General features: G+C 71.1%; 8 protein-coding genes. 2 read left to right on the top strand and 6 right to left on the bottom strand.

Annotated features, from left to right (window positions below):
- Window positions 1-7 precede the first annotated feature (7 nt).
- Complete coding sequence (locus ABQ292_RS10430; RefSeq protein WP_369205967.1) at window positions 8-127, top strand: SDR family oxidoreductase; 120 nt, start codon at window positions 8-10, stop codon at window positions 125-127.
- A 191-nt stretch (window positions 128-318) separates the two neighbouring features.
- Entirely contained in the window at window positions 319-3,693 is a 3,375-nt protein-coding gene (locus ABQ292_RS10425; RefSeq protein ID WP_369205965.1) for a pyruvate carboxylase, read from the top strand.
- A 151-nt stretch (window positions 3,694-3,844) separates the two neighbouring features.
- On the opposite strand, the gene ABQ292_RS10420 is transcribed toward ABQ292_RS10425, so the two are convergent.
- The 6 genes from ABQ292_RS10420 to ABQ292_RS10395 form a co-directional block, all read right to left on the bottom strand.
- Window positions 3,845-4,294 carry an aldo/keto reductase gene (locus ABQ292_RS10420; protein ID WP_369205963.1) on the bottom strand — a complete coding sequence of 150 codons (450 nt, stop codon included), beginning with the start codon at window positions 4,292-4,294 and terminating at the stop codon, window positions 3,845-3,847.
- Window positions 4,295-4,724: 430 nt separating this feature from the next.
- On the bottom strand, window positions 4,725-4,907 hold the full coding sequence (locus tag ABQ292_RS10415; protein WP_369205961.1) for a hypothetical protein: 183 nt from the start codon (window positions 4,905-4,907) through the stop codon (window positions 4,725-4,727).
- Between the two features lie 319 nt (window positions 4,908-5,226).
- On the bottom strand, window positions 5,227-6,051 hold the full coding sequence (locus tag ABQ292_RS10410) for an alpha/beta fold hydrolase (protein ID WP_369205959.1): 825 nt from the start codon (window positions 6,049-6,051) through the stop codon (window positions 5,227-5,229).
- A gap of 143 nt (window positions 6,052-6,194) precedes the next feature.
- Entirely contained in the window at window positions 6,195-7,478 is a 1,284-nt protein-coding gene (locus ABQ292_RS10405; protein WP_369205957.1) for a M23 family metallopeptidase, read from the bottom strand.
- A gap of 1,710 nt (window positions 7,479-9,188) precedes the next feature.
- Window positions 9,189-10,160, bottom strand: a complete 972-nt coding sequence (locus ABQ292_RS10400; RefSeq protein WP_369205955.1) for a ferritin-like domain-containing protein — start codon at window positions 10,158-10,160, stop codon at window positions 9,189-9,191.
- Between the two features lie 156 nt (window positions 10,161-10,316).
- The gene (locus ABQ292_RS10395; RefSeq protein ID WP_369205953.1) at window positions 10,317-11,372 is read right to left on the bottom strand and encodes a class I SAM-dependent methyltransferase; all 1,056 of its coding nucleotides are present in this window, start codon (window positions 11,370-11,372) and stop codon (window positions 10,317-10,319) included.
- Window positions 11,373-11,443: the final 71 nt, after the last annotated feature.

Genomic DNA, 11,443 nt, shown 5'->3' with positions numbered 1-11,443 from the left:
GATCCCCGTGGGGCGCAACGGCAACGTCAACGACGTCGCCGACCTGATCACCTACCTGTGCCGGGAGGAGACCGGCTACGTCACCGGCGTCACCTACGACGTCAACGGCGGCTCGCACATCCACTGACCCGCCGCGGCTCGGGCCGCTCTCCCGCCCCCGCGGGGTAGCGGCCCGAGCTCGCCGACCGTGCCTCGGAAGGGGACCTCCTGAGGTGACCGTCGGCCGTCTCTCGTCGGCACACCAGCTTGATTCAGCACTGTCCCGTCGTCGCACCGTAGCGGCGCGACGACGAACGACGACAACTGTGGGGGTTAGACATGTTCGCCAAGGTCCTGGTGGCCAACCGGGGTGAGATCGCGGTGCGGGCGTTCCGCGCGGCGTACGAGCTGGGGGCTCAGACGGTGGCCGTCTTCCCGTGGGAGGACCGCAACTCGGTGCACCGGCTCAAGGCCGACGAGAGCTACCAGATCGGCGAGGTGGGCCATCCGGTCCGGGCCTACCTGTCGGTGGATGAGGTGGTCGGCGCGGCCCGGCGGGCGGGGGCAGATGCGGTGTATCCCGGGTACGGGTTCCTGTCGGAGAACCCGGACCTCGCAGCGGCCTGCGAGCGAGAGGGGATCACCTTCGTGGGCCCGCCGGCGTCGGTGCTGGAGCTGACCGGCAACAAGGCGCGGGCGATCGCCGCGGCGCGGGACGCCGGCCTGCCGGTGCTCGCTTCGACCGCCCCGAGCGACGACCTGGACACCGTCCTGGCCTCCACCGCCGACATGCCGTTCCCGGTGTTCGTCAAGGCCGTCGCCGGTGGCGGCGGGCGCGGCATGCGGCGGGTGGCGGACCCCGCGGAGCTGCCCGCCGCGGTGCAGGCGGCGATGCGCGAGGCGGAGGCCGCGTTCGGCGACGCGACCGTCTTCGTCGAGCAGGCCGTGGTGGAGCCGCAGCACATCGAGGTGCAGATCCTGGCCGACGGCGCCGGGAACGTCGTGCACCTCTTCGAGCGGGACTGCTCGGTGCAGCGCCGCCACCAGAAGGTGGTGGAGCTGGCCCCGGCGCCGAACCTGAACCCGGCGCTGCGGGAGCGGATCTGCGCCGACGCGGTCGCCTTCGCCAAGGCCATCGGCTACGTCAACGCCGGCACGGTGGAGTTCCTGCTCGACCGCGAGGGCCGGCACGTGTTCATCGAGATGAACCCGCGCATCCAGGTCGAGCACACGGTCACCGAGGAGGTCACCGACGTCGACCTGGTGCAGTCGCAGCTGCGGATCGCGGCGGGCGAGACCTTCGAGGACCTCGGCCTGTCCCAGGAGTCGATCGTGCTGCGGGGGGCGGCGCTGCAGTGCCGGATCACCACCGAGGACCCGGCCAACGGCTTCCGTCCCGACACCGGCCGGATCACCGCCTACCGCTCGCCCGGCGGCGCCGGCATTCGGCTGGACGGCGGCGCCTCGCTGGGTGCCGAGGTGGAGGCGCACTTCGACTCGCTGCTGGTGAAGCTGACCTGCCGGGGGCGCACCTTCGACATCGCGGTGGCCCGGGCGCGGCGCGCGGTGGCGGAGTTCCGGATCCGCGGGGTGGCCACCAACATCCCGTTCCTGGCCGCGGTGCTCGACGATCCGGACTTCGCCGCCGGGCGGGTCACCACGTCCTTCATCGAGGAACGGCCCGAGCTGCTCACGGCGCGCTCGTCGGCCGACCGAGGCACCCGGCTGCTCACCTACCTGGCCGACGTGACGGTGAACCGGCCGCACGGGGAGCGGCCGCACCTGGTCGACCCGGTCAGCAAGCTGCCGGCCGTCGACCTCACCGTCCCCCCGCCGGCGGGCTCCCGGGACCGGCTTCAGGAGCTGGGGCCCGAGCGGTTCGCCGCCCAGCTGCGGGCGCAGGCGGCGCTGGCGGTCACCGACACCACCTTCCGCGACGCGCACCAGTCGCTGCTGGCCACCCGGGTCCGCACCCGCGACCTGCTCGCCGTCGCTCCCGCCCTGGCGCGGACGGTCTCGCAGCTGTTCAGCCTCGAGTGCTGGGGCGGGGCCACCTACGACGTCGCGCTGCGCTTCCTGCACGAGGACCCCTGGGACCGGCTGGCCGCGCTGCGCGAGGCGGTGCCCAACCTCTGCCTGCAGATGCTCCTGCGGGGGCGCAACACCGTCGGTTACACCCCCTACCCCGCGCAGGTCACGACGACGTTCGTCGAGGAGGCCGCGCGCACTGGCATCGACGTGTTCCGGGTGTTTGACGCGCTCAACGACGTCACCCAGATGCGCCCGGCCATCGACGCCGTCCGGGAGACCGGGACGGCGCTGGCCGAGGTGGCGCTGTGCTACACCGGCGACCTGTCCGACCCCGGGGAGACGCTCTACACCCTCGACTACTACCTCCGCCTCGCCGAGCAGATCGCCGACGCCGGCGCCCACATCCTGGCGATCAAGGACATGGCCGGCCTGCTCCGCCCGCCCGCGGCCGCCCGGCTGGTGACCGCGCTGCGCGAGCGCTTCGACCTCCCCGTGCACCTGCACACCCACGACACCGCCGGCGGCCAGCTGGCCACCCTGCTGGCGGCCTGGTCGGCCGGCGTGGACGCCGTCGACGGCGCGGTCGCCTCCATGGCCGGCACCACCAGCCAGCCGCCGCTGTCGGCGATCGTGGCCGCCACCGACGCCACCGAGCGGGCCACCGGCCTGGACCTGGCCGCGGTCAACGACCTGGAGCCCTACTGGGAGGCCGTCCGGCGGGTGTACGCGCCGTTCGAGTCCGGGCTGGCCGCCCCGACCGGGCGGGTGTACCGGCACGAGATCCCCGGCGGGCAGCTGTCCAACCTGCGCCAGCAGGCGATCGCGCTGGGGCTGGGGCAGCGGTTCGAGGAGGTCGAGGACGCCTACGCCGCCGCCGACCGCCTGCTGGGCCGGCTGGTCAAGGTGACGCCGTCGTCGAAGGTGGTCGGCGACCTGGCGCTGCAGCTGGTCGGCTCCGGCGTCTCGGTCGACGACTTCGCCGCCGAGCCGAGCACGTACGACCTGCCCGACTCGGTCATCGGGTTCCTGCGCGGCGAACTCGGCGACCCGCCCGGCGGCTGGCCCGAGCCGTTCCGCAGCCGCGCGCTGGAGGGCCGGCGTCCCGCCGAGCCGCCGGCCGAGCTCTCCGACGACGACGTCCTGGGCCTCGCGCAGCAGCCGCGGGAGACGCTCAACCGGCTGCTGTTCCCCGGACCCACGCGCGAGTACGAGGCCCACGTCGACGCCTACGGCGACGTCTCGGTGCTGCCGACCAAGGAGTTCCTCTACGGCCTGCGCTCCGGTGTCGAGCACCCCGTCGATCTCGAGCCGGGCGTGCAATTGCTGATCGGCGTCGAGGCCGTGTCCGACCCCGACGAGCGGGGCATGCGCACCGTCATGTGCAGCCTCAACGGGCAGCTGCGCCCGGTGTCGGTGCGCGACCGCTCCGTCGACGCCCAGGTCAAGGCCGCCGAGAAGGCCGACCGCAGCGACCCCGGCCAGGTCGCCGCACCCTTCGCCGGCGTGGTCACCCTCCAGGTGAAGGAGGGCGACCCGGTGGAGTCCGGCCAGGCGGTCGCCACGATCGAGGCGATGAAGATGGAGGCCGCGATCACCGCCCCGGTCGCCGGCACCGTCAATCGCGCCGCCATCGGCGCGGTTCAGCAGGTCGAAGGTGGAGACCTCCTGCTGGTTGTGCGCTGATCCCGCCCGGGCACGACCTGCTGCCTGCCACTGGAGGTGAGCTCCGGACGGACCACCAGTGTGTTCGGCGTGGTGCCTGGGCCCCATGGCAGGCGTTATACGACGCGGCGATAGGACGTGTCCGGCGGATCATGGGAGCCAGATCAGGAGGTCAACGGTTGTAGGCAGGCATCGGGCCGCGCAGCGAGGTCCCGACTTCATTGCAGGCGGCGACGACGTCCACCGGGAGGGGCCCCGCTGCGGCCGCGGCGATGTTCTGCTGCAACTGCTCGACCCGCGAGCCACCGAGCAGAACCGCACCGACGTCGGGCGAGCTCAGCAGCCAGCGCAGGGACAGTTCAGGCAGGGCCACACTGGCGTCGTCGGCGATCTTGGCAAGCCGCTCGATGGCCGCGAAGAGTTCCGGGGTCCAGTAGCGGTCGCGGTACATCCGGGCGAGCTGTGAGTCGCCGAAGCGGCCGGTGCCGGCAGCGGTGAACGAGTGCTTCCCGGTGAGCAGGCCTCCACCGAGGGGGTTGTAGACCATCGTGAGGAACCCGCTGACGCGGGCGAACTCGAGGTACTCCTCCTCGATCCGGCGGGCGACGAGGTTGTGCTTCATGATTGGGCGTTGTTGGCCGACGACGACCGATGCTGGCTGAGTTGCGGACTTTCTGCGGACTCTGCGGACTGTGTGCGGACTGAGATGGCGTGACCTGCGGGCCCATCCGAGCCGTCCGGGGGGCACCGGCGGCGGTGACCGGAAGCGTTGCTCGCCGGCCGAGGATCATCGGGAGCATCTCCGGATCGACGTGCAGCTGGTAGGTGGTCAGGAGGTGGTTGGCCACCCGCACGCGCGTCTTCGGGTCCACCCCCCGCTCGACCTGCCGTGCGATGTGGTTCATCGCCAGTGCCAGGACAGCCAGCAACACCGCCGCCGCCGCTGCGGCGAGGCCGAGGAGCACCCAGAACTCCGCCCAGCTATAGGATGCTGCGGCAGTCACCCGCGCCGGGTCGTCGGCGCGGCCGGCGGACTTGTCTAGGCCCCCGGCTCACAGGAATCCGCCGAAGGCGGCCAGTGGAACCAGGCCCACCGCGGCGAAGGCGGTGTACCCGGCAACCTCGTCCAGCCGGATCCGCGCGGGCCACCGCAGGGTCGGCGGCGGCGAGGACAGCGTAGGTGGCGCTGCCGCGGCGGGTGCGGGAGCACACCGGAAGCCTTCGGTCAGGTGCATGCCCGGGACCGTCCGCGCCGGACGGCACGGCGCACGAGCTCCCGAGGATCCGGCGGAGTGGCACGGTGTCCGAGGACGGGTGCTCGCCGGACGCCAACCTTTCGGTGTCGTCCGCCGGACCGGCCATGAACTGTCGCTGGTCGGGAAAGGCGCAGGTGTTGCGGCGACACCCTCGCCGGATTTCGGGGGCGGATCGACATGTCGAACCGCTCGACCTGCTGATCGCGGTCAACCGCGGCATCCCCGGGCTGTGCAGCCTTCATGCGAACAGCGCCGATGACGCCCACTACGTCGAGAAGCGTGCTCGGCTCCGGTCCGGTCAACCGTCGGGGGTACCGGCGGCGCGCGACATGACGAGGCGAGCGGCGGAGGTGACCAGGTCGGGCTCAGTGACCTGGATGTAATGGATGCTGCCCGTGGCAATCTGGTGCGGCGTGTTGGGGAGCAGGTCCACGAGGGTCTCCTGCGCGACGGGCCAGACGGCCTCGAGGTCGGCGGTGGTCATCCCGGCGTCCGAGGGGAAGTCGGGGAACGGCGCGGTCTTCGACATCACGACCAGAGGGATGTCGGGAAGCGGCGGTGCCCCCAGGACCTGGTCCACGCTGGCGTCGATGTCGAACTTCTCGTAGTCCTCCTGCGCGCTGAGCGTCTCGCCCGGCGGATCGTTCACCACCTCGATGTAGGCCTCCCACTTGTCGGCGAGCAGGTCACGCAGGGCGGGGGCGAAGGCGTCGACGAGGACGAGGCCGGCCACCTCCTCGGGATGGGTCCGTGCGTACAGCTGGCCGATCATCCCGCCCCACGAGTGCGCGACGATGACGTACGGGCCGGGCACCTCGGCCGCCTGGAGCAGCGCGTGCAGGTCGGCCACCGAGTCGCCCGCCGTGCGCGGCATGGGCACGGGCGTCGACCGGTCGGTGATGGCTCGGGGCTCGCCGGGTACCACCGTGCCGGGACGGTCGTACCGGCAGACGCGGTTCGTCTTGGCCAGAGCCTGCATCACGGGTGGTCCGACGGCCGGCGTCAGCAACTGGCTGACAGTCCAGTACTCGCTGGAGTCGTGGATCCCGGACTCCAGGATGACCGTGGGGGCGCCCTCACCCATGCACTCGAGGAAGAGCTCTCGGCCGCCCCCGATGTCCACCGACCGGGACTGCACTTCACCGGGCCCGGCCTCATCGGCCCGGTCCTCGGACGCGTTCGCACCTGTGCAGGCCGCCAGAGCGAGTGTCGACATCGCGAGCATGGCCGCCAGGCGGGCAGGGACGCGCGGCCGAGGCTTCACGGTCACGTCGCGGGCCGCAGGTCGGTGACGTCCAGCATCAGCGGCATCTGGTCCTCCCTCTCACCCGAGGGGCCCGCGGGCGTCAGCTGCAGCGGTTCACCCTCAAGCGCGGCCTCCAGGGCGTCCTCCCCGGCGGCGGTCCCCACCAGTTTCTGGGACTCGAGGACGAAGGGCAGCCCGTTGCTCGCGAGCGGATTGTGACTGTCCATCACGTGGAAGTGCAGGTGTGGGGAGTCGGTGTTGCCCGAGTTCCCCAGCCGGCCGACCTGATCGCCGGCGTCCACCTCCTGGCCCACCTCGACGTACTCGTTGGCGCTGCCTGGCGCAAGGTGGGCGTAGAAGGCGTAGTAGGTGTGCCCGTTCTGCTCGAAGCGCTGCACGACGTGGTTGCCGCCGAACTCGGTGACCTGCAGGGTCCCGGGCGCCGGGTTGGAGCCGGGCGGCTGATCCTGGATGTGGTCCACCACCGCCACGATCGTGCCGTCAGCCACGGCGTGAACGGGTGCGTCGTAGTAGGCGTAGCTGGACATCTCGGTCGGCTCGCCGTCGAAGATCTGCATGTCCTCGTCGAGTTGGACCCAGTCGATGGCAAAGCGCTCGGCGAAGAAGTACTGCCCGTTGATGGGATTGGCGGCACCGCGATGTGGGCTGACCTCTGCGCAGCAGCCGTTGCCGGTCAACCAGTTCGACCCGTCCAGCGGCGAGGCGATGACCGGCGCCGGGGTGTCGCTGACAGGCGTCTGGGCCACGGTCTCCGTCAGCTGAGCGGGCAGCAACGGATTGGGTGCCTCGGTGAACGTCACCGCGATCTCGTGACGCAGCACTTCCGGCAGCGCTTCGCGGTTTCCCACCGTGACGTCGAGCCAGACGAAGGCAGCCTGTCCACCCCGCAGCTCGACCGTCGTCCCGGTGTCCTGCTCGCCGACGACACGGGAATGGGAGAGCAGGTCGTCGCCGGCGTACTCCTCCAGCACCTCATCGGTCTCGCCGCCGACCGCCTGGACGGAGTCGATGGTCGCCTCCGTCGTCGTGGCATTGATCAGCAGCAGCTCGTATGCCAGGTGCATCCGGCCGTCTGTGCCGGTCACGGGTGTCGGTTCGGTGCTGACCGACGCAACGATCGGCGTCAGCACCTCCTCGACCACGGCGGCTTCTTCCCCGCCGTCGACCTCCCCACCGCCGATTCCCCCGCCGTCCTGCCCTGTCCACGCCGCCAGTACTATCCCGAGTGCTCCGGCCGCTGCCGCGACACGACGCCCCGGCATCCTGACCCTGGTCGCGCTCATGGAGTACCTGCCGTCACCTCGGTCCCGCACGTCGCTGGCGCGCGACACTACTGCGGTCAGCGGCACCGCGGCCCGGTTCCGCGGCCCACTGATGCGAGGCGCACATGACTTCGACACGCGCAGGTCGAGCGCAGCCGGTCACGTCGCCCTGCTCGGGGACTCGGCGCTGGTCATCGGGGCCTGCGTCCCGGGCGAGCCGGATGCGGTGGTCCAGTTCAGGGCGCGGCCGGAACCCCCTGGTCCGCGACGCTCCTAGCCGTGGGCGGGAGGAGACGGGCGCACCGCCCGCCAGGGGCGCGGCCTGCCGGCCGGCACGACGCACGTGGTGGTCAGCGTGGGCGGCAACGACGCCCTGGGTATCGCGCACCTGCTCAGGAGCAGCGTCCGCTCGGTCGCGCGGGAGGTCGAGGGAGTTGGATCAACGGGCCCGCGAGGATGTTCTGCGCCCGGGGGGAGCTCCCCTTGGGTGCTGACCGATGCCGAGGTCACCGACCTGCTCGAGCGGATGCTGCAGTGTGGTGTGGGCGCCGTGTCGACCTGTTGACACCGTCGTGGACGCGGGGACTTAAGCGGCGTACGGCCAGGTCAACCGGGGCTTTCAGGTTGGGAAGTCCTCGTCGGACCCTGGATAAGACTCGGTCGCGGCTGCACGAGGTGATCCCCAACATAATTCGGAAGGTCTTGCTGACCTGCGCGGACTTCCGAATCTCCGACGTTGACCTGCACGAATAGCATCGGCGGTGGTTGATCACCACCGGCCGAAACGGACCTCTTGCGGACTTTGTGCGGACTGGAGGCCGGGTCGGGCAGTGGCCATGCCCGAGGCCAGCAAGAGCAAAGGCATGCCGGCCTCTGGCCGTGAGACCCTGAACGCCGCGGTGCGCGTCGACTCGATGGACACGTCCCCGCCGTCCTTCGCAACGGCGGGCGACCACTCCCCGGCCATCAGCGTGCCGGCTGCCGCGGGTCGCTGGAAGGGCGCTATCGCGTCCCTGCGGGATCCGCTTGCGGACATTACTGCCGGCTACGTCGGACGGACCGGTGTCGTGCCGGTCGCCGTGTTCTTGCGATACCAAGGGCCGACCCACGCTGCAGGCCCGGGACCGCGTCGAGGCGGTGCTCCGGGCACGCGAGTCGGGAAGGTAGGGACGGTCAGCGGACGGGGCGGGCGCCGGCCAGGTCGCAGGCTGCGGCTGCGGCGTCCAGTCGCTCGGCGATGGCCTCGTTGAAGCATCTTCTCGCAAAGTTCGGGGGATGCCGAGGGCCTCGGCGATCTGCTCGCAGCTCGCGCCGCCGCGCAGGGCCGCGCGGATGCCAATCGGCTGGCTGTCGTGCGCCTTCCAGGAGACCACCTCTCGCCCAGGGTGAGCAGCTCGAGCGCCTCGTAGGTGTCCAGCGAGGTGTCGGGGGACGATGCCCAACCGTGCTCGTCGGCACTGATCCGTGTTGAGGGCGGTGTTGCCGTTGTCGCGGCGACTGAGCAAGTCAAGCGGGTGGTGGCAGTGGAAAGCGAGACCTCCACTGCCAGGGCCTCGGGGGTGATGCTCATGGTCGAAGCCTTCCCTGCCCGAGACGCCGGGCCAAACTCTCGCACCGGTGACGCCTGCAACGAGGTCGTGACCGGGCACGGCCTACGGAACGGGCACGCGGACGCACGAAGGGCCCACACCCCGACGAGCGGGACGTGGACCCTCCGAGCGTTCTGCGGGATCAGGCGTCGACGCCCACGGCCTCCTTGGCGAGCGAGGCGAGCTGGGTCTGCGCGGCGCTGACCACGTTCGCCCGGCTCTTGTGGGTCTCCTCGTAGCGGATGATCACGCGGATGTCGTGCGACTCCTTGAGGTCCTTGATGGCCTTCACGGCGTCGCCGACCGAGAGCTGGTCGAAGTTCTTGATCGGCAGCTCGTCGGCGGAGACGTCACCGAGCTCCTCGCGGGCGGTCCGGGCGGCCTTGGCGGCGTCCTTGTTGCCCTCGCGGCGGGCGATCTGCTCGGCGCGACGCAGCGAGGCACTGCGGCCGGCGGTGAGCGTCTCGCGGACGGCGTCGGTGAGCTGCTGCGTCCGGTCGGTGACGGCGGAGACCCGGTCGGAGGTCTTCTCACCGGCGTGCTTGACGGTCTCGACGGCGTTGTTGACCCGGTTCGTCCAGAAACGGGCCGGGGCGTTGACCGCGCGGGCCACGCCTCCGGCGACCTTCTGGACGGGGGTCGCGACGAGCGCCGCGGGGCCACCGAGGGCCTCCTCGGCGAGCACGATGGTCAGCCACTCGACGGTGGCCTGGTGGGCGCCGATGAGCTTCTCAGCCAGCCGGCGCACCCGGGTCGCCTCGGCCTGCTCGGCCAGGACCTTGACGTAGGTGGCGCGGTCGAGCAGCTGGTGCTCCAGCGACAGGTCGCTCAGCAGCGCCTCCTCAAGGGGGGTCGCCTGCTCGAAGGTGGCCTTGAGGACGGCGCTGAGCCGGCCGAGGGCCGGGGTGACGACGTCGGGGACACCGCCGAGAGAACGGAGCGCCTCGGTGATCTCGATGGTGCGCGCCCCGGCGTTGTCGGCGTTCTGGGTCAGCTCGCGGCGGACGGCGTCGGTCCGGGCCTGCGAGATACGGGTCCGCGCGACCTGCTCCTCGGTCTTTGTGAGGAGCACAAGGGCGCGAAGCTGATTAACAATCTTGTTGTTGTTGGCCATGTCTGCACTATGCCCCAGAACCCCGGGTGCTAACTGTTGCAAGCAGATTGCTAGCAGTGAGTCCTGTCACGTCCACTCGGCTGACGTAGCCCCAATTCCTCCTCCGCTCCGATAAACCCATCCCCTACAGGGACACGTGCAAACCGCCATTGCTTATCAGGGGCGCGCCTCGAGCACCATGTTGAAGGGGGTCTCAGCTGCCCGCCGGACGCGGCCGAACCCGGCGTCGTGGAGCAGGTCGGTGAGCCGCGCTTCCCCGGCCTGGGCACCGAGCGCCGTCCGGGGTTCCTCGGTCATCGAGTGCGCCACGCACCCCACGGTGGAGGCCCCGTAGTACAGCCGTCCGACCGGGTTGAGGTTGTCCTCGAGCCGGTCGTTGGCGTACGGCTCGACCAGCAGGAAGGTGCCATCCTCGGCGAGGGTCTCGCGGATGTGCCGTGCCGCCGTGAGGGGGTCTGGCATGTCGTGCAGCGCGTCGAAGACCGCCACGAGGTCGTAGCCCTCGCCCGGGAAGCCCGCGGCGCTGGCCACCTCGAACGAGACCCGGTCGGCGAGCCCTCCGTCGACGGCGCGCTCGCGTGCCTGTCGCACCGACAGTTCGTGATAATCGAAGCCGACGACCTGGGACCTGGGGTAGGACGCGGCCAGCAGCAACGTCGAGGCGCCGTGGCCGCAGCCGACGTCGGCGACCCGGGCGCCCGCACGCAGCTTGTCCTCCACGCCGTCCAGCGCCGGGATCCACGAGGAGACGAGGTTCGCGACGTAGCCGGGCCGGAAGAACCGCTCCGTCCCCTCGAAGACCTGCGGGTCGTGGGCGTGCCAGGGAAAGCCCCCGCCCGTGCGGACGGCTTCGGCGATCCGGTCGATGTTGCGCCCCGCGCCGAGCGGGATGAGGAAGGCCGCGGCCGCCTGCATGCCGTCGGGGTCGGCGAGCACGAACGCCTGCTCCTCGGTGAGGGAGAACCGCTCGCTCTCCGGGTCGTAGCTGACGTAGCCGCCCGCGGCCTGCGCGGCCAGCCACTCGCGCACGTACCGCTCGTCGACGCCCGCTTCCCGGGCGACGTCGCCCGGTAGGGCCGGCATCACGGCCAGCAGAGCCCGGTAGAGCCCGAGCCGGTCCCCGAGGACCGCACCCAGTGCCTGGAAGCTCGCCCCCACATCGACGACCAACCGCCCGAGCAGGTTGTTCAGCTCGGCCTCGTCCACAGACATGGCAATCCCCTCATGGAGTCCCCCGTGGGCGGCCCACTGTCTCGTCGCCCACAGGCCGCTGCCAGGGACAG

Source organism: Geodermatophilus maliterrae, from assembly GCF_041018925.1.
In the GTDB taxonomy this organism is placed as follows: domain Bacteria; phylum Actinomycetota; class Actinomycetes; order Mycobacteriales; family Geodermatophilaceae; genus Geodermatophilus; species Geodermatophilus maliterrae.
The sequence above is the reverse complement of the archived record's forward strand: the minus strand, read 5'-3'. Positions and strand labels throughout refer to the sequence as shown.